The following is a 16,682-nucleotide window of genomic DNA, read 5'->3' as shown; positions in this document are numbered from 1 at the left end:
GGTAAAACGCTCAATTGAAATTTCCTCTATTTGCTCAGTTCTAACATCTTGATTTAACTGTGTTCTCAAGAGATTGGAATTGCTTAAATAGCTCATCAAGTGCTTGGTTTCGATAGCAATCCTTTTCAAAAAAGAGCTCATGCTTTGCTCCTTCAATGATGACCAGCTTGCTAGATGGATTGGTTTTCGCCAGCTTAGTGACAAAGCGAATTTGATCCGCATTACTGACAATGTCATCCTGTCCTGCTTGCAAGATGAGTGTTGGTAACTTCACTTGACGAGTCATCAGTTGGCACAGCTTCGCTGCCATGAGCCCTTGCCATACCCAGCGCGTGCTAGGGCCGCCGACTTGCAATTCGGGTTTGCGTTGGTACAGGTCTCGAAACCATTGGTAACGCACCTGACTTTGACTTAATGGGTTAATCTCAAAAGGCTTTGCCGAATAGGCTTGATAGCCTGGCGCATAGGTTGGCTTGCTATACATCGCCGTCAGCACTTGGCTCAGTGTCATGGCGATAGGACGTAATTGCCATGGCATGTTGACACCAAACATTGGCGCGCTGAGCACCATAGCCGCAAATGGGTGTTGAGGGTATGTTTGTACATACCGGGTCGCAATGGCACCGCCCATCGAGTGGGCGACGAGAAAACGTTGTGCATAATGGCTTAAGTCAAAGTGCTCAATGACACGCTGCATGTCTAAAATGTAGTCATCAAATTCACCGACATGGCCGATTTGTGGATCGTCGATTAATCGATCAGAAAGCCCTTGGCCACGGTGATCAAAAGAATAAATATCATAACCTTGTTGGAAAAAATCATAAAATAGCTCCTGATATTTCCAGCAAGATTCAATTCGTCCGTTGACGACGAAGATCGCCTTTGAGTGTTGAGGCGAGGTAAGTTTGCACCAATAAAGTTTTGTTTTATCAGCAGATTTGATAAAACCTTCTTCTCTGGAGTGCCAGAAATCGGCAATCGTGGTATTGATCACTTGCTCAAAGAAAGACTCTTGAGTATAAGGTGGGGAGTTTGGACTCGTCTGATTCATAGATTATTCTTATTGGACAGATTCGAGGAATAGTTCATTTTTAGGCTAGATTAGTCTAGTTGAGAGGAATTGCAATGGATACTCATGTTTGGCTTGCCTATGTGGTGACCGCGATACTGTTTAGTTTGGCGCCGGGTTCAGGTACGGTCAATTCCATCAGCAATGGCCTTAGCTACGGTACACGTAAATCACTAGCCGCGATTGTGGGTTTACAATTGGGTTTGGCTTTTCACATCATGTTGGTGGGAGCCGGAATTGGTGCTTTAGTGGCACAATCAGCCATGGCATTTAGTGTGATTAAGTGGGTTGGTGCTGCGTATCTGGTGTGGTTAGGTATTCAAAAATGGCGTGATCGTTCAAGTATGATGACCAATGCAACGGCTCAAATGCAAACGAGTTGGTCTTTATTGCGTCGAGCGGTGTTGATCAACCTGACAAATCCTAAATCCATAGTCTTTCTGGTGGCGCTTTTTCCACAATTTATTGACCCAACCCAAGATCAGTTCATTCAATTGTTGGTGTTAGGCGTGACCACGGTAACCATTGATTCGATTGTGATGCTTGGTTACACCTCCTTAGCCGCACGAATGGGGCGCTTTATTCGTTCAGAGAGTGTCATGAGTAAGATTAACCGAGTATTTGGCTCGATGTTTATTGGTTGTGGAGCGCTACTAGCAGTGGCGAAGTCCTAAGATGGCTATGTCTCAATTATTAGTTGTTAATCACTAATGCATTATTCTTATGTCGCACGACAACCGATCTTAAATGCTAAGCAGCATACGCTTGGCTATGAATTGCTCTTTCGTGATGGGGAAAAAAACGCGTTTCCAGCGCACATTGAGTCGAATCGAGCCACGTATCGCTTGATCGTCGAAAACTTTCTTGCGGTGGGGATCAATCCTAATATTCCCAAATCACGTTGTTTTATTAATTTTCCCTACAAGAGTTTAATTCGCCGTCTGCCTTTAACGTTGCCGCGAGAACAAATTGTGGTGGAAGTGCTCGAAACCTGTGAGCCGACGGATGAACTGCTTGAGGCGATTAAAGAGTTGTATCGGCGTGGCTATCTGGTGGCGCTGGATGACTTTGTGTATGCGCCAGAATGGGAACGCTTTCTGAGTTATGTGCACATCGTCAAGCTCGATATTATGGCGCTGGGCTTAGATCACGCTTGCGAGTTTGTACGTCAGCGTTTAGCGGAAGGCAGTAAGCGTCGTTATTTAGCGGAACGAGTTGAAACGGATCACCAGTTCACCGTGACACGTAATGCCGGTTTTAGCTTTTTCCAAGGTTATTTCTTTAGTAAACCAGAAATGATCAAGCAGCGTTATGTTGGACCAGAGCAGATTATCGCCTTAGAGCTGTTTCGAGAAGTTTGTAAGCCAAATGCTGATTTTGAACGGATTGAATACATTGTCGCGCAAGATGTAGCGCTCTCATACAAGTTGCTCAGATTCGTCAACACTATGTCTGATCGCTTATCCGTGCCGATTTCCTCTTTTCGTCAAGCTTTGGTCTATCTTGGTCAAGATAAACTCAAAACCTTTGTATCATTAGCCGTTGCTTCATTTGTCTCAGCTAAAAAGCCGAAAGAGTTGTATAACCTCTCTTTGCAACGTGCTCAATTTTGCCAATTAATGTCTGGGCATCCTTCATTTAGTCAACATCGCGAGCAAGCTTTTTTAATTGGTCTTTTTTCTGTGTTAGATGCCTTACTGGATATTTCAATTGAAGAGCTGGTTGCGCAGTTACCCTTGTGTGACGTGGTCAAACTAGCACTGCAAAAGCGTGAAGGACCCATTGGCGAGCTGTTGGCACTTGAGGAGTGTTTTGAGCAAGCGGACTGGCAAGGAGTGGAAAGCCATTGTGATCTGCTAGGGCTTGAATTAAATCAAGTCAGTGATGAGCTTTCGGCGGCGCAGCGCTGGAGTCAAGATATTCATCGTTTGCTGTAATAAATTTCGTGAGAATATAAAAACCGCCGTCATAAGCGACGGCGGTTTGCCCAAACTTAGGGTTTATTGCAGCCAAGCATTCAGCATCCATACCAGTTTCTCTTGTTCGCGGATGTAGTCACTCATCAGTGCTGAAGTGCCTTCATCTCCCGCCTGCGTTGCAATTTCAAGAATTTCTCGTTGCTGGTGGATCAATACACTGAATCCCTTAACCAATCCTTGCATGGTTTCTTGACCATTAGTTGCGTTAGTGTGTTCTGACACTTGTGCTGTTGCTAAATAGGCGCTGAAGCTATGCAACGGTTGATAACCTAAAGTCAAAACTCGTTCCGCTAACTCATCAATTTTGACCTGTATGTCAGTGTAAATCTCTTCAAATTTTGCGTGCAGTTCAAAGAACTCTTTTCCTTTGATATTCCAATGGTAACCACGAGTATTCATATAAAACACTTGGTAGTTAGCCAATAATTGGTTTAACGCTTGTGCAAGTTGTTGGCTTTGGTTGGTATCTAAACCGATCAAATTTGTTGTCATGTGTTCACCTCGTTGTCATGGATAAGTGATTTCTCTTGTTAAGCATTAGGTTGCACCTTGAAGTGAACAAAATAAATTCGTTTTGATTGATTTATTCGATAGGTATTAGCTATTAATTATAATGGCGTTAGTGATCCTTTACCGATAATTGACTTGCGGATTACATAGCCAACTATTTCAACTTTATAGTAGAAACCTTAAAACACTGTGGATAGGCACTATGACCAAACGAGTTATTTTTTTTGATTTATTGCGCTGTTTGGCGGCTGTAGCGGTGATCGGTATTCATGTGTTGGCCCCCTATCGGCAGCAACTCGGCGATATTCCTTTTGAGCAGTGGGTGGTTGCGGTTGGCATCAATAGTGTAAGCCGTTGGGCTGTGCCAGTCTTTATATTGATCACTGGAGCCTTAATGCTCAGTGATCGTCGCCCTTTTGATGCGCGTTATTATGTTCAGCGACGTCTTGGCAAAGTTTTGCTGCCATTTATCGTTTGGTCGCTCTTCTATGCTTATTTGTCCGGCTGGAGTGCGAGTGGATTTGATGGGCAAGTTGCAAAGGCGGTGCTGAGTAACAGTACGCACCACGCAACGTATTACCATTTAGGTTTTTTTTATTACTTTATCCCACTTTATTTTGTGATCCCTTTGCTGGTCCGAAGAGTTGATGATAAAGCGCTGTACGCATTAGTTGCCGTGTGGCTGCTGACGACCACCTTATTTTTATGTGGTATTGATGGCCCTTGGAGCAATGAGCTATGGCTGTTTGCTGGTTATTTACCGTTGGGTTACTTGCTTTATCAGAAGGTGCCACTCAACCGGGTAACGCTATGTATGGCGATTCTGCTTGGCTGTCTGGCACTATTGACGACGGTATGGATGGTGGTCAGCCACAGTGTTGCAGCGGGTGAGTATACGATTGGTCGCTGGCTCTCTTATAAAACACTGAACGTTGTGTTAGCCGCCAGCATGATATTTATAGTGTGTCGATATTTTGCTGAGAGATTGCCCGCTCGTGCTAAGCAAGTCGTAAGTGTGATAAGCCAGCACAGCTTAGGCATCTATTTATTACATCCCATCTTTCTATGGCCTGTAAAAGAGTATGGGTGGGATCAAGGGAATCCCGCATGGGTGATCCCGTTATGGATTCTCGTAAGCGGCGCAGGATCACTGGCGGTGAGTATATGGGTTGCTCGCTCTGCAAAAACACGTTGGTTATTACCTTAACGCTTGAGTGCAAAGTGTAGAAACTTGTGTCCACAATAAGTCAGCATTCCTTGGTCGCCTGGGTTAAGTGCATGGTAATAATGCACGCCGACTTGAAATTCCCGCTTTGGGCCAAGTTTGCCTTTTTGGACGTAAATCCAGAACTCCTGATCCTCTTCCCCAGTGCGAGCATGAGGGATGACGATGGCTTGCTTGTCGATAATCGTGACATTAGCAGTGCGTTCGGGGGCGTTTTCGCCTTGCACATGGCGACGATAGAAATAGCTAAATACCCAAATAGCAGAGATAACTAACAAAGCGACAACGATAAGTAATGAAAGCGGCATGGTGAACTCCTTAGCGATGAAGGCGACATTTTAGCGTGCAACATATGGCAAGGGGTGTTGCTTGCTACTAAAGCGTGAGTTTGATTGGTTTGACGGTTTTTTTTCCGGCGGATATCACATTTCCTCGGCAGGTTAGCGAGCAAAAATGCTCAACTATCTCGTGGGGAAGTATGATAAAAATAGATGGAGCGCCACCAGAGTTGGCACAGGAGGGCGATAATGTCAGATATTGAGAAAGTGGTTTTGCGAACGCGTCGATTGGAAAGCTTGTTGAGAGAGCAATATCACGCTGAGGGGAAGGGGTTACATCAATTGGTGACCAGCTGTGAAGAGCGTTTACCACATGATGTGGTGGGCAAGCTGAGGTTTATTGCCACTATTCGTAACAAAGTTGTGCATGAAGATAACTATCAGTTAGAAGATCGCAAAGCATTTCTTCGTGTGTGTGATGAATGTGAGAAAGAGCTGACTCCGCGCAGCGGTCGCTTTATTTGGCGCGTAGCCATTTCATTAATGACCTTAATCACGTTAGCGGCGCTTCTTTTTTACTATCTTCATTGGGAAGCCCTATCGAAACACGTCACAATGCCATAAATGGTATTAGGTTGTTTTACTCAATCGTTAGATAAAAAAAGAGGACACGAAAGTGTCCTCTTTTTTTATTGGGAATTAGATACTTAGTACATCATTGGCAGTGTCATTAGGCCTACGATAACCGCGATCATTACAAGTCCCTGTTTTTGAGATGAAGAAATCATAACACTGCTCCTTTATTCTGTGGTTTCATTCTATGAATATGAGAATAGCACTACTTTGTTTAGTTGATCAACCTAAATTTGATGAAGCATCCAAAATAACACCTTAACATCATCATATTCAGGGAATATTGGCAATGTTTAGTGCTTATTTTGGTGTGTTTATATAATGTTCTTCTTGGTGCTGTTTTAATCTGTATTTATTTAATTCGTTGAATTTGTTTGATTTTATTAGGTTAATGTGATGTTGCTTGTATGGTTTTTTTTGGTTTTACTATCTTAGGTGGCTTATCATTGTCAGAGTTTGGTGAATTCTCATTTTTCGAGAAAAATTAATTTAATAATGAGATGTTCTCGCAAATAAAATTGGTTAAACCAGTTTTTTTGCTAGTTAGTAAGTCAGTTGTTGCTGTTTTTTTATTAGAGGCTTTAAGTTCTGGTTTTTCTTTTGGTTTTTTTCTAAATCATTGTTTTTATTTTTATTTTTATTTTAATGATTTCTTTTTTAGTGTCGTTTTTTGTTGGTTTTCCTTTGTTTGTGTATTGTAAATGAGTGGAATGTCTCTTGGTAGCATTGTGGTGATTGAAAGTGAGGGTTGGTGAGTAAAGAGTGAGCTTTGATTGTTTTCGCCACTCTTTGTTGTTGAATAAAGCCAACGTTCCGATTCGCTAGCAAGATCCAATTTTTGCGTTCATCTGCTGGACTTCAATGATGACATGCCTACACTGACCGCAGATTTTTAAAGGGGAAATGAGATGTGGAGTTGGCTCTCCGTTGCTTTGTCTGGATTCATTAGTATTTCGGCTGTTGAAAGTAACAAAATCAAGCAAGCGGTAATGTTTAAAACACTCAGTATGCTGTTATTGGTGGCGATAGTTCTAAACCATACCACGCAGCTCACTTCTCCTATCTTATGGGTCACGCTCGGTCTGCTTATTTCCGCAATCGCGGACACATTGCATCTGTTGCAACGCTACTCAAAACTCTGTTTTGCTAGCTTTCTTGTCGCACAGTTGATGTACAGTAAAGCCTTCTGGGCGCAACTTTCTGACACTATGGTGTGGTGGTTACCCGCCCTTTTGATTGCGACCAGTATTGTGGCTTTTTTCCTATTGCTACCGCAAATCGACACCTTGATCTTTCCCGTAACCATTATGGGTATGATGTTAGTTCAGTTGGCGTGGGCGGCGGGAGAGTTGTGGCTGCAGACGCAAACAGTGCCTGCCTTTGCCGGGTTTGTTGGCTGTCTGGTGCTGATGCTCTCGGCCAGTTTGTTAGCCATTCACGATTACCGCAGGCCATTGCCTTGTGGGCGCTATCTTATTTCTGGCAGCTATTTATTAGCGCAAGCGTTAATCTCTGCCTCGGTGGCCTTGTAAACATTATCGATTCATCTATATCGTTACTTTCAGGAGCATCGAAATCTCATGACTGGGCTGATATACTGCTGCCACTTTAAATCGATGTGAGTAGTGAGAGATGGATATTTTATCGGCGGCGACCATGCTTTTTTTGATCATGGACCCGCTTGGCAACCTGCCGGTCATGCTCTCCATCTTAAAACACCTTGATCCCAAACGTCGCCGTGTTGTGCTCGTGCGCGAACTCTGTTTTGCGTTGATCATTTTGATGTTGTTCCTGTTTGCTGGCAAAAACATCATGGGTTTTTTGCACGTGCAACCGGAAACTCTCAGCATTTCTGGCGGTATCATTCTCTTCATCATCTCGATTAAAATGATTTTCCCTAGTGCAGGTAGCATTACTGGATTAGCAGCGGGGGAAGAGCCCTTCATCGTACCGATGGCAATTCCGATGATCGCGGGTCCTTCAGTGATTGCGGCCTTACTGCTTCTTTCGACTCAGCACCCTGACAAACTCCTTGAGCTGTCAGCTTCTGTACTGCTCGCGTGGGGCGCCACTTTCATCATTTTGATGTTCTACGGTTTCTTCCACAAAGTGCTGGGTGAACGCGGTTTAAAAGCGGTCGAGCGTTTGATGGGATTATTGCTAGTTATGATCTCAACGCAAATGTTCTTAAATGGCGTAAAAAGCTATATGGGGCTGTGATTCGGGGATAAAAAAGCCGCCTATCGTGTGAACTTGAAGCGGCTTTTCCTATGTTGCTTTCTTTATGCCGTTAACTTACGTCATGTGTTTGCGGCGGATATCGAGCAGCGCGAAGACTCCAAATACCAGAATCGACCATTTTTCCCAACGGCTCATGCTGATCTTGTCACCAAACGCACCGATAAAAATCAGCATTTGTAGCCCGTGCATAATGAACAAAAATGCCGTCATAATATAAAGTGCAATCGCCGCTTTACCGGGGAACGGCATGAAGATATTCAGTAATAGAATCAACCAAACAAAAGCAATCGCCGCTTTTGCAAGTACCAGTAACACTCTCATTCCGAGCTCCTCTCAAATAGTCGATAACTGACTTGGCCTGCGTTTTTCTCACGGTGCAGATGCCAATTAGCAGGGATGCCTTCTAGCGCCAATTCTTTTTCCGTCTCAATATAAATCAGCGCTTCATCAGCAAGCCAGCCATTTTGTTCTAAAAGCGAGACGGCTTCGCTTAATAAGCCTTGGCGAAAAGGCGGGTCGATGAACACCACGTGGTGAGGCGTCCCTTTCTGCTTGAGAAAGGCCAGCGCATCACTATTTATCGCTCGTAAGTTGGTCGCGTTGAGCGCACCAATATTGTGTTCAAGCTGTTTGAATGCCGTCGGGTTGAGTTCAATCAGCGTCACGGATTGCGCTTGCCTTGAGGCGGCTTCAAACCCAAGGCTGCCAGAGCCTGCAAATAAATCTAAGCAGTGTGCACCAGGGATCTCCTGTGCTAACCAGTTAAAAAGAGTTTCTTTGACGCGATCCGTCGTGGGACGCAGACCTTGGGCATCATGAACAGGCAGTTTACGACCTCTCCATAAGCCACTAATAATGCGAACAAAGCCCGTTGAAGGCTTATTTTGTGATGAGTTTTGTTGGCGACGTCTTACCATAGATTTTTTGACCGCTAATAAAGTGATACTATACCCAATCTGCCAACCCGAAACGGGTTTGGTATAGCCATTGAATTTCAATAATGACAAAGTTTACCAATCTAATTGGAAAGTTTTCACTGCTTTGTCATTTTTCTTTTTCTTACGAGGGATAATCCTTCAAGAAAAGGGTCGTAGTTAGTTAGGTAGATCTAGGATATCCCCAGATGACGGAAAAAAAGAAACGTGGATTACTCTCTTGGCTCGGTTTTGGTGACGAAGAATCAAGTAAATCAACCAGCGAAACAGAACAAGTGCTTGAGCCATCTACGCTTGTCGAACCAGTTGATGCTGAGCAAGAACAAGAAACGACGGCAGTTGCTCAACTCATCGAAGAGCCACACACTGCGCTAGCAGAAGCAGAAGCAGAAGCAGAAGCAGAAGCAGAAGCAGAAGCAGAAGCAGAAGCAGAAGCACGAATTCAAGAGCAAGAAAAACCCAGCGAGAGTTTTTTCGCACGCTTAAAACGCAGCCTTAGCCGAACCAAAGCCAATATTGGTGCGGGTTTCTTTGGTCTGTTTAAAGGTAAGAAAATTGATGATGAGCTGTTTGAAGAGCTGGAAGAGCAACTGCTGATTGCCGATGTTGGGATGGAAACCACACTCAAAATCATCAGTAATCTGACAGAAAAAGCCTCTCGCCACGCGTTGAAAGATGGAGAGGCACTCTACGGTTTATTGAAAGACGAAATGGCCGACATTTTGGCCAAAGTAGAGCAACCGTTAGTGATCGATAGCCAAAAAACGCCCTACGTTATTTTAATGGTCGGCGTCAACGGCGTAGGCAAAACGACCACGATAGGTAAGTTGGCCAAACAGTTTCAAGCTCAAGGTAAAAAAGTGATCTTAGCGGCGGGCGATACTTTTCGTGCTGCGGCTGTTGAGCAGTTGCAGGTGTGGGGCGAGCGTAACAACGTACCAGTAATTGCGCAGCACACTGGCGCAGACAGCGCATCAGTGATTTATGATGCGATTGAGGCCGCCAAAGCACGTGGCGTGGATGTGGTGATCGCCGATACCGCTGGTCGCTTGCAAAACAAGAGCAACCTCATGGAAGAGTTGCGTAAAATTGTGCGCGTCATGAAAAAAATTGATCAATCAGCGCCGCATGAAGTGATGCTGACGTTAGATGCCGCTACTGGGCAAAACGCCATCAGCCAAGCCAAACTCTTTAGTGAAGTGGCCCCGGTGACTGGGATCACATTAACCAAGCTGGATGGCACGGCGAAAGGCGGCGTTATTTTTGCGCTGGCCGATCAGTTTGAAATTCCGATCCGCTTTATTGGGGTTGGCGAAGGGATTGACGATTTACGTCCGTTTGAAACGCAGCAATTTATTGAAGCTCTGTTTAGCCGCGAAGAGTAAGTGTGCGTGGGTGCTCAATGAGCACCTCATCATCCAATGGAGACTGGTGAGAGGAATAGCGAGTGATTAAGTTTCAACAAGTCAGCAAAGCGTATCGCGGAGGCCGTCAGGCGCTGCAAAAGGTCGACTTTCACCTACGCCGAGGAGAAATGGCGTTTTTGGGTGGGCACTCCGGAGCCGGTAAAAGCACCTTGTTGAAGTTAATCTGTGCGATTGAGCGTCCAACCGATGGGCGCATCAGCTTTAACGGTCACGATATTACGCGTATTCCCAATCAAGATATTCCCTTTTTACGCCGCAACATCGGCATCGTGTTTCAAGATCATCGCTTACTGATGGACAGAACGGTTTACGACAATGTGGCATTGCCAATGCGCATTGAATCGATTTCAGAAAATGAAATTAAGCGTCGCGTCTCAGCCGCGCTGGATAAAACTGATCTATTAGACAAAGCACGCTGTTTACCGAGCCAACTTTCTGGAGGTGAGCAGCAACGAGTGGGTATCGCAAGAGCGGTCGTGAACCGACCTACCTTACTGCTGGCCGATGAGCCTACGGGTAACTTAGACCCAGAGCTTTCTAACCGTGTGCTTAAACTGTTTGAAGAGTTTAACCGTGCCGGAGTCTCTATTTTGCTTGCGACGCACGACATCAGCTTAGTCAACACGCGTCCTCAATATCGTCATTTAGAACTTAACCAAGGTTTTTTAAGCGAGGTAGAAGACTATGGCCGTTAAGTCGTCGAATAAAAGGAACGCGAAAGCACGTGAACCGAAACGGGCCAAAACCGATAGTTTCTTAGCCATCCACTTTAAGCAGGCCAAGGCCTCATTTTCAAGTTTATGGTCACGCCCACTCGGCAATATTTTAACGCTCGCCGTTATTTCGATGGCGCTTGCGATGCCAGCCTGTATGTACCTGCTGAGCAAAAATATCGCGTCTGTAGCCAATAATGTCACCAGCCCTGCTCAGATCAGTGTCTATCTACATGAGCGCACACCTGAAGCACGAATTATGGTGTTGAAAGATGAGCTAGAAAGTTTAGCCGATGTCGCCAGCGTGGAGTACATCTCACCGCAGCAAGGATTGGATGACCTGAGTCAATACGCCGGGTTTGAACAAGCCATTAGTTTATTGGATGATTACGCTTTACCTGGCGTGCTTATTGTTACCCCGCAGGTTGAGCAGCAAGAGCAAATCAAAGCGCTGGCGAAAAAAATACAAGCAGAACAAGACGTCACGGATGTTCGCTTGGATGAAGATTGGCTTGCTAGGTTAAACGCCATTCGAACTTTAGCGGCGATCATTGTCGCGAGTTTATCGGTATTGATGTTGGGCGCTGTATTTCTGATTGTGGGCAACACCTTGCGCTTTAACGTACAAGCCAATAAAGAAGAGATCCAAACCATGAAATTGATCGGTGCCACCGATCGCTACATTTTGCGCCCTTATCTCTATGCTGGCATGTGGTTTGGCTTGTTGGGCGCATTCGCCGCTTGGCTGTTAACCGCTTTTGTGACTATTTTATTGAACGGTGCTGTTGAAGATCTTGCCCTACTGTATGACAGCCGTTTTCGTCTTATTGGCCTAAGTTGGGATGAATCCTTACTGCTGTTGATGCTCGGTACTTTCTTAGGATGCGTAGCGGCAAAAGTATCTGCGCAGCGTCATTTAAAAGAAATTGAACCAGTTTAGTTGAATATTGTCATATGTAGGCAATAACTGTTGGCTAGCTTTAGCCACAGCACTTGTATAGGCGACTTGTTTATGCATAATAGTTTCCCCTTGCTTGAATCTTGTTCATTTTAGGTTCAAGATTGTCAGGTTAAAAACATCCATTACTCCAGATCAGAAATTGATGAGGAATTGAATGACAAACCAAACGTATCAAATGGCTCTCGTTTCACAAGACAGCTTAGACAGCTACATTCGTTCAGTGAACAGCTACCCAATGCTGAGCGCGGAAGAAGAGCGGTCACTCGCAGAGCGATTACATTACAAAGGTGAAATTGAAGCGGCGAAAGGGTTGATCTTATCGCACCTTCGATTCGTTGTTCACGTTGCTCGTGGCTATTCTGGTTATGGCCTGCCCATGGCGGATTTAGTTCAGGAAGGCAATATTGGCTTAATGAAAGCGGTGAAGCGTTTCAACCCAGAAGTTGGGGTGAGACTGGTTTCCTTTGCTGTGCACTGGATCAAAGCTGAAATTCACGAATATGTGTTACGCAACTGGCGCATTGTAAAAATAGCGACCACGAAAGCGCAACGTAAGCTATTCTTCAACCTACGCAAATCGAAAAAGCGTTTAGGCTGGTTTAATAGCGGTGAAGTGGAAGCGGTTGCCCGTGAGTTGGGCGTTGACCCGGCTGAAGTGCGAGAAATGGAATCACGCTTAGCCGCGCAAGATGCCACCTTTGAAATGTCGGCGGAAGACGATGATTCGAGCTCTTCTTACACGGCACCTGTGCTTTATCTCGAAGATAAGCATTCGGATCTTGCGGATAACATTGAAGCGGCGAATTGGGAGCATCACACCAACAATCGTTTAAGCTTGGCGTTGGCTAGCTTAGATGAACGCAGTAAACATATTGTGCGCTCTCGTTGGTTGGATGATCAAAAAGCTACGCTACAAGAGTTAGCGGAAGAGTATGGTGTCTCAGCTGAGCGTATTCGTCAGCTAGAAAAAAATGCAATGAAGAAGCTAAAGGATGCTGTCGGCGAGTTCTAATCACTGACTCATTGTGAAGTGCATTAAAAACCGAGATCTTACGATCTCGGTTTTTTTATTTTTGATCACTTTAAGTGATCAAATTTTCAGCGCGCTGATTGTGGATAACTCTGTGACAAAATTATTCGTGAGCTGTCATCAAGTCGGTTAAATCAAGGCTTGAACACCGTTTTATATTTGGGGATATGTATTGTGTTACACACAGAAAAGTAAGGATCATCACTACATGTTGTGGATCTATTTCTCATTTACTACTTTATCAACGCAATCCACAAGATTATCCACAAACGGCGAAAAAGTGATCAGTGGTGGATAACCTTATAAAGGCCGTGTACTTGATTGCCTTGGGATAGGTTACAATCAAACGCCAAAAATAAAACCAATCAGAGGAAGCGATGGATCAGTTTCAACATATCAATGCTCAAGCAGCACAAGCTTTAATGGAACAACATGATGCGCAATTAGTGGATATTCGTGATGCGCAATCTTTTGCGGTTGCACATGCAAATGGCGCATTCCACTTAACCAACGATAGCATGGTTTCATTTATGGAAAAAAGCGAATTTGACCAACCCATTTTAGTGATGTGTTATCACGGTATTAGCAGCCAAGGTGCTGCACAGTATCTGATTAACCAAGGTTTTGAACAGGTGTATAGTGTGGATGGTGGATTCGAAGCTTGGCATCGTGCAGGCTTGCCCGTAACCAGCAATTAGGATGACTTATGTTAAGACTGATCACGCTCAATAACCCAAGAATGGCGCAAGCCTTTATTGATTACATGGCCTCTCGTGAAATTGAGATTCAAATGATGCCGGAAGGGAGTGGTCAATTTGCGTTATGGTTACTTGATGAGCAACATCAGATTGAAGCCGAAGCGGAACTCAACCATTTTCTGCACAATCCAAATGACAGAAAGTATCAAGCCGCTTCATGGGATGTGGCTGAAAGCCGTAAAAGTCACTTTCAATATCGTTCACCGAGCATGTTGGCGATGCTCAAAGCCAAAGCTGGGCCTTTAACACTGGGCGTGATGATGGTATGCGCCATTATCTTTGCATTGCAGCAGTTTGGGCTAGCCAATCAAGTATTTTCCGCATTACATTTTCCTGCTTTGGCTGGGCAGCAATGGCAGATTTGGCGCTGGTTTAGTCATGCTTTACTTCATTTCTCTGTGCTGCACATCGTCTTTAACTTGTTATGGTGGTGGCAGTTGGGGGGCGATGTTGAAAAACGGCTTGGCTCATTCAAACTTGGACAGCTATTTTTAGTGTCAGCATTGTTGTCCGGTGCGGCTCAGTACTGGGTTGAAGGAGCCAATTTTGGTGGTTTATCGGGTGTGGTCTATGCGTTGGTCGGTTATCTATGGATGCTTGGTTGGAAAGCCCCTCATCTTGGCTTGCAAATGCCCAAACCCGTGATCGGTTTCATGCTGGTGTGGTTGGTGCTCGGGTTTGTACAACCCTTTATGGCGATTGCCAACAGCGCGCATTTAGCGGGCCTATTTTCAGGAATCGCCTTTGGATTAAATGACGCCAGCCGTCATCGAACTCGTTAAGCAAAACATCAATAGAGCGGCAATCGCTGCTCTATTGATAGATGTATTTAGTAAACAGTAGGTCAGCAATAATGGTTCGGCCTATTTCAGGCAGTAACACCGCGTTGAGCTCTGTGACCAACGTTTTTCTTAAATCTTCCCGACCTGCGAGTGATTTTATCGTCTCTTCGGTCTGTTTACCGAGTAGCTCGACGATGGCATCACGAATCAGTGGTTGATGCCGTTCAACGGCGGGTAAATCGGCGTCGCTGGATACCATCACGTCGATACGAACTTGGATGTAACCTAACTTATTTCCTTTGGTGAAAAAGTTGGTGGTGAGATCCGGCTCTAAGGTAAAGTACGCCAGCCTAGGCGCTTTTTCATCTTGTGCATAACTTGGTAACGCACAAAACAAGCTTAGGGCGATAATTATTTGGGCTACATAACGTTTAAGCATATTTCTATCTTTTCTTTAGTTGGTTCACGATACTCGAATCGCTTGAGTCTTGTTACAATAGAGCATCGGATTGTAATCAAAATGCTTATCTCGTTGTTTGGAATATACCGCAGTTGTCGCTTCCCGTTTTTACAAGCGGGTTTTTAACCTCCAACCGAGGGATTCTGTGAGTGAGCGCTTTTTATGGTTGTGTTAACCAAAAATGGACCTTTATTGTATGTTGATAAAGCCACTAATTGAATACTAGTATGAATCAATCAATTTCGCTCTATCTGTCTGCTTTGCGAGAAGTAATTTGGCAACAACCTGACGTTTTTTCTTTTCCTGATCAGGTTTCTCAGTCTTGGCTTTTAGAGCAAGGATCATTATCTCGCGTGTTAGAGGCGCAGTGTCAGCAACTGAGCGTTGAACTACTGCACAATAAGCTCGTTGAGGCAGAAAAATTACAGGGTGATGAGATGGCTCTGTTATCTGATGAAGCCTGTTTGTTACGCCAGGTTGTGCTGCGTGGTGATCAACAGCCATGGGTTTTAGGCCGTACTTTAATTCCTCAATCTTCGATGCTGGGTCAGCAATATGACTTAGCGCGCCAAGGTGATATTCCGCTTGGGTTAACGGTTTTTCGTGCTGAGCACGTTAAGCGTGACGCACTACAAGTGGGCTGGGCAATGATGGAAGAGGGGCCGTTGCTTGCACGCCGTTCACGATTATGGATGAATAATAAACCGATGTTAGTTGCGGAGCTGTTTTTACCCTTTTCACCGATTTACTCTAAGGAGAGAGTGTCATGACTTTGGTTAAGGCGCGTGCTTATTGGCAACTGATGCGCATGGATCGGCCAATTGGTTCTTTGCTATTGTTGTGGCCAACCTTATGGGCATTGATTTTAGCCGCGCAAGGTTTCCCCGATCCTAAAGTATTATTGGTATTCGTGTTGGGGGTGTTGTTGATGCGCTCAGCGGGTTGCGTGATCAACGATTTTGCTGATCGCAGAGTCGATGGACATGTTAAACGAACCAAACAGCGGCCTTTGCCTGCCGGGAGTGTGACAACCAAAGAGGCGATTGCACTGTTTTTAACGCTAGGTATCACTTCTTTCCTGCTGGTTTTGACCATGAATCCACTCACGGTTCAGCTCTCCTTTGTTGGTATCGCATTAGCGTTTGTTTATCCGTTCATGAAACGTTATACACACCTTCCGCAGTTGGTATTAGGGCTGGCCTTTAGTTGGTCTATTCCGATGGCATGGGCGGCGCAAGCCAACGAATTGCCAGCGGTGATGTGGGGGCTATTTTTGATCAATGCGTTGTGGACTGTGGCGTATGATACGCAGTATGCGATGGTTGATCGTGATGACGATATCAATATCGGAGTCAAATCGACCGCTATTTTATTTGGTCGTTTTGATAAAATCATCATCGGCATTTTACAGTTATTGGTACTGGCGTTGATGATCGCACTTGGTGGCTATTATCAGTTAGGGGCGAGTTTTTATTGGTCAGTATTGGCTGCAGCGGCTCTGTTTGTTTATCAGCAGCGTTTAATTCGTCATCGTGATCGTGATTTATGCTTCCACGCTTTTCTCAATAACAATCACGTTGGCATGGTGTTAACGTTGGGCCTGCTTTTTGCGTTTTGGTAAGTAGTTCACTAGTTTTTGTAAGTACTTCACGAATAAAGTAAAGGCATCCATTGGGATGCC

At 44.8% G+C, this 16,682-nt stretch carries 20 protein-coding genes; 14 read left to right on the top strand and 6 right to left on the bottom strand.

Annotated features, from left to right (window positions below):
• Nucleotides 1-40 precede the first annotated feature (40 nt).
• The gene (locus AACV32_RS07565) at nucleotides 41-1,051 is read right to left on the bottom strand and encodes an alpha/beta fold hydrolase (protein ID WP_013855510.1); all 1,011 of its coding nucleotides are present in this window, start codon (nucleotides 1,049-1,051) and stop codon (nucleotides 41-43) included.
• Nucleotides 1,052-1,125: 74 nt separating this feature from the next.
• Between AACV32_RS07565 and rhtB the strand changes: the two genes are divergently transcribed.
• Both rhtB and AACV32_RS07555 read left to right on the top strand, forming a co-directional pair.
• Nucleotides 1,126-1,743, top strand: a complete 618-nt coding sequence (rhtB, locus tag AACV32_RS07560; protein WP_026028589.1) for a homoserine/homoserine lactone efflux protein — start codon at nucleotides 1,126-1,128, stop codon at nucleotides 1,741-1,743.
• Between the two features lie 36 nt (nucleotides 1,744-1,779).
• On the top strand, nucleotides 1,780-3,006 hold the full coding sequence (locus tag AACV32_RS07555; RefSeq protein ID WP_017049942.1) for an EAL and HDOD domain-containing protein: 1,227 nt from the start codon (nucleotides 1,780-1,782) through the stop codon (nucleotides 3,004-3,006).
• A gap of 63 nt (nucleotides 3,007-3,069) precedes the next feature.
• Here AACV32_RS07555 and AACV32_RS07550 read toward each other — a convergent pair whose 3' ends face one another.
• Nucleotides 3,070-3,540: a Dps family protein gene (locus tag AACV32_RS07550; protein ID WP_013855507.1), complete on the bottom strand. Its 471-nt coding sequence runs from the start codon at nucleotides 3,538-3,540 to the stop codon at nucleotides 3,070-3,072.
• Between the two features lie 220 nt (nucleotides 3,541-3,760).
• Between AACV32_RS07550 and AACV32_RS07545 the strand changes: the two genes are divergently transcribed.
• Nucleotides 3,761-4,765 carry an acyltransferase gene (locus tag AACV32_RS07545; RefSeq protein ID WP_170895732.1) on the top strand — a complete coding sequence of 335 codons (1,005 nt, stop codon included), beginning with the start codon at nucleotides 3,761-3,763 and terminating at the stop codon, nucleotides 4,763-4,765.
• On the opposite strand, the gene AACV32_RS07540 is transcribed toward AACV32_RS07545, so the two are convergent.
• Nucleotides 4,762-5,091: a DUF2500 domain-containing protein gene (locus tag AACV32_RS07540; RefSeq protein ID WP_088720704.1), complete on the bottom strand. Its 330-nt coding sequence runs from the start codon at nucleotides 5,089-5,091 to the stop codon at nucleotides 4,762-4,764. The two genes, AACV32_RS07545 and AACV32_RS07540, sit on opposite strands and share 4 nt — an antisense overlap.
• Nucleotides 5,092-5,310: 219 nt before the next feature.
• Between AACV32_RS07540 and AACV32_RS07535 the strand changes: the two genes are divergently transcribed.
• From AACV32_RS07535 to AACV32_RS07525, 3 genes are all read left to right on the top strand, one after another.
• Nucleotides 5,311-5,685, top strand: a complete 375-nt coding sequence (locus AACV32_RS07535; RefSeq protein WP_026028288.1) for a hypothetical protein — start codon at nucleotides 5,311-5,313, stop codon at nucleotides 5,683-5,685.
• 917 nt (nucleotides 5,686-6,602) lie between these two features.
• Nucleotides 6,603-7,226, top strand: a complete 624-nt coding sequence (locus AACV32_RS07530) for a lysoplasmalogenase (RefSeq protein WP_013855503.1) — start codon at nucleotides 6,603-6,605, stop codon at nucleotides 7,224-7,226.
• Nucleotides 7,227-7,326: 100 nt separating this feature from the next.
• Entirely contained in the window at nucleotides 7,327-7,914 is a 588-nt protein-coding gene (locus AACV32_RS07525; protein ID WP_017048588.1) for a YhgN family NAAT transporter, read from the top strand.
• Between the two features lie 75 nt (nucleotides 7,915-7,989).
• Here the strand turns inward: AACV32_RS07525 and AACV32_RS07520 are convergent, their stop codons facing one another.
• Entirely contained in the window at nucleotides 7,990-8,256 is a 267-nt protein-coding gene (locus AACV32_RS07520) for a DUF1145 domain-containing protein (protein ID WP_013855495.1), read from the bottom strand.
• Nucleotides 8,253-8,852 carry a 16S rRNA (guanine(966)-N(2))-methyltransferase RsmD gene (gene rsmD / locus AACV32_RS07515; RefSeq protein WP_026028590.1) on the bottom strand — a complete coding sequence of 200 codons (600 nt, stop codon included), beginning with the start codon at nucleotides 8,850-8,852 and terminating at the stop codon, nucleotides 8,253-8,255. The genes AACV32_RS07520 and rsmD overlap by 4 nt, the downstream gene beginning before the upstream one ends.
• 206 nt (nucleotides 8,853-9,058) lie before the next feature.
• Between rsmD and ftsY the strand changes: the two genes are divergently transcribed.
• From ftsY to glpG, 6 genes are all read left to right on the top strand, one after another.
• Entirely contained in the window at nucleotides 9,059-10,255 is a 1,197-nt protein-coding gene (gene ftsY / locus AACV32_RS07510; RefSeq protein WP_170895731.1) for a signal recognition particle-docking protein FtsY, read from the top strand.
• Between the two features lie 62 nt (nucleotides 10,256-10,317).
• Nucleotides 10,318-10,992, top strand: a complete 675-nt coding sequence (ftsE, locus tag AACV32_RS07505) for a cell division ATP-binding protein FtsE (protein WP_010316903.1) — start codon at nucleotides 10,318-10,320, stop codon at nucleotides 10,990-10,992.
• Nucleotides 10,982-11,950, top strand: coding sequence for a permease-like cell division protein FtsX (gene ftsX / locus AACV32_RS07500; RefSeq protein ID WP_013855492.1), 969 nt, complete (start codon nucleotides 10,982-10,984; stop codon nucleotides 11,948-11,950). The genes ftsE and ftsX overlap by 11 nt, the downstream gene beginning before the upstream one ends.
• Before the next feature lie 175 nt (nucleotides 11,951-12,125).
• Complete coding sequence (rpoH, locus tag AACV32_RS07495; protein ID WP_013855491.1) at nucleotides 12,126-12,983, top strand: RNA polymerase sigma factor RpoH; 858 nt, start codon at nucleotides 12,126-12,128, stop codon at nucleotides 12,981-12,983.
• A gap of 395 nt (nucleotides 12,984-13,378) precedes the next feature.
• Nucleotides 13,379-13,699 (top strand): thiosulfate sulfurtransferase GlpE, encoded by a 321-nt coding sequence (gene glpE / locus AACV32_RS07490; RefSeq protein WP_010316900.1) that lies wholly within the window; start codon nucleotides 13,379-13,381, stop codon nucleotides 13,697-13,699.
• A gap of 8 nt (nucleotides 13,700-13,707) precedes the next feature.
• The gene (gene glpG, locus AACV32_RS07485; protein ID WP_064624135.1) at nucleotides 13,708-14,541 is read left to right on the top strand and encodes a rhomboid family intramembrane serine protease GlpG; all 834 of its coding nucleotides are present in this window, start codon (nucleotides 13,708-13,710) and stop codon (nucleotides 14,539-14,541) included.
• 31 nt (nucleotides 14,542-14,572) lie between these two features.
• Here the strand turns inward: glpG and AACV32_RS07480 are convergent, their stop codons facing one another.
• On the bottom strand, nucleotides 14,573-14,980 hold the full coding sequence (locus tag AACV32_RS07480) for a flagellar basal body-associated protein FliL (RefSeq protein ID WP_013855488.1): 408 nt from the start codon (nucleotides 14,978-14,980) through the stop codon (nucleotides 14,573-14,575).
• Nucleotides 14,981-15,216: 236 nt separating this feature from the next.
• Between AACV32_RS07480 and AACV32_RS07475 the strand changes: the two genes are divergently transcribed.
• Together AACV32_RS07475 and ubiA are read left to right on the top strand one after the other, a co-directional pair.
• Nucleotides 15,217-15,771, top strand: a complete 555-nt coding sequence (locus tag AACV32_RS07475) for a chorismate lyase (protein WP_013855487.1) — start codon at nucleotides 15,217-15,219, stop codon at nucleotides 15,769-15,771.
• Nucleotides 15,768-16,622 (top strand): 4-hydroxybenzoate octaprenyltransferase, encoded by an 855-nt coding sequence (gene ubiA / locus AACV32_RS07470; RefSeq protein ID WP_088720706.1) that lies wholly within the window; start codon nucleotides 15,768-15,770, stop codon nucleotides 16,620-16,622. Before AACV32_RS07475 ends, ubiA begins: the two co-directional genes overlap by 4 nt.
• Nucleotides 16,623-16,682: the final 60 nt, after the last annotated feature.

This window comes from Vibrio sp. B7, assembly GCF_963888765.1.
GTDB lineage: Bacteria > Pseudomonadota > Gammaproteobacteria > Enterobacterales > Vibrionaceae > Vibrio > Vibrio anguillarum.
Note: the sequence above shows the minus strand (reverse complement) of the source record. Positions and strands in the feature narration are given on the sequence as shown.

Excerpts from the sequence above, each read along its gene's own strand:
- AACV32_RS07565 (WP_013855510.1), bottom strand. The coding sequence starts at position 1,051 with ATGAATCAGACGAGTCCAAACTCCCCACCTTATACTCAAGAGTCTTTC.
- rhtB (WP_026028589.1), top strand. The coding sequence starts at position 1,126 with ATGGATACTCATGTTTGGCTTGCCTATGTGGTGACCGCGATACTGTTT.
- AACV32_RS07555 (WP_017049942.1), top strand. The coding sequence starts at position 1,780 with ATGCATTATTCTTATGTCGCACGACAACCGATCTTAAATGCTAAGCAG.
- AACV32_RS07550 (WP_013855507.1), bottom strand. The coding sequence starts at position 3,540 with ATGACAACAAATTTGATCGGTTTAGATACCAACCAAAGCCAACAACTT.
- AACV32_RS07545 (WP_170895732.1), top strand. The coding sequence starts at position 3,761 with ATGACCAAACGAGTTATTTTTTTTGATTTATTGCGCTGTTTGGCGGCT.
- AACV32_RS07540 (WP_088720704.1), bottom strand. The coding sequence starts at position 5,091 with ATGCCGCTTTCATTACTTATCGTTGTCGCTTTGTTAGTTATCTCTGCT.
- AACV32_RS07535 (WP_026028288.1), top strand. The coding sequence starts at position 5,311 with ATGTCAGATATTGAGAAAGTGGTTTTGCGAACGCGTCGATTGGAAAGC.
- AACV32_RS07530 (WP_013855503.1), top strand. The coding sequence starts at position 6,603 with ATGTGGAGTTGGCTCTCCGTTGCTTTGTCTGGATTCATTAGTATTTCG.
- AACV32_RS07525 (WP_017048588.1), top strand. The coding sequence starts at position 7,327 with ATGGATATTTTATCGGCGGCGACCATGCTTTTTTTGATCATGGACCCG.
- AACV32_RS07520 (WP_013855495.1), bottom strand. The coding sequence starts at position 8,256 with ATGAGAGTGTTACTGGTACTTGCAAAAGCGGCGATTGCTTTTGTTTGG.
- rsmD (WP_026028590.1), bottom strand. The coding sequence starts at position 8,852 with ATGGTAAGACGTCGCCAACAAAACTCATCACAAAATAAGCCTTCAACG.
- ftsY (WP_170895731.1), top strand. The coding sequence starts at position 9,059 with ATGACGGAAAAAAAGAAACGTGGATTACTCTCTTGGCTCGGTTTTGGT.
- ftsX (WP_013855492.1), top strand. The coding sequence starts at position 10,982 with ATGGCCGTTAAGTCGTCGAATAAAAGGAACGCGAAAGCACGTGAACCG.
- rpoH (WP_013855491.1), top strand. The coding sequence starts at position 12,126 with ATGACAAACCAAACGTATCAAATGGCTCTCGTTTCACAAGACAGCTTA.
- glpE (WP_010316900.1), top strand. The coding sequence starts at position 13,379 with ATGGATCAGTTTCAACATATCAATGCTCAAGCAGCACAAGCTTTAATG.
- glpG (WP_064624135.1), top strand. The coding sequence starts at position 13,708 with ATGTTAAGACTGATCACGCTCAATAACCCAAGAATGGCGCAAGCCTTT.
- AACV32_RS07480 (WP_013855488.1), bottom strand. The coding sequence starts at position 14,980 with ATGCTTAAACGTTATGTAGCCCAAATAATTATCGCCCTAAGCTTGTTT.
- ubiA (WP_088720706.1), top strand. The coding sequence starts at position 15,768 with ATGACTTTGGTTAAGGCGCGTGCTTATTGGCAACTGATGCGCATGGAT.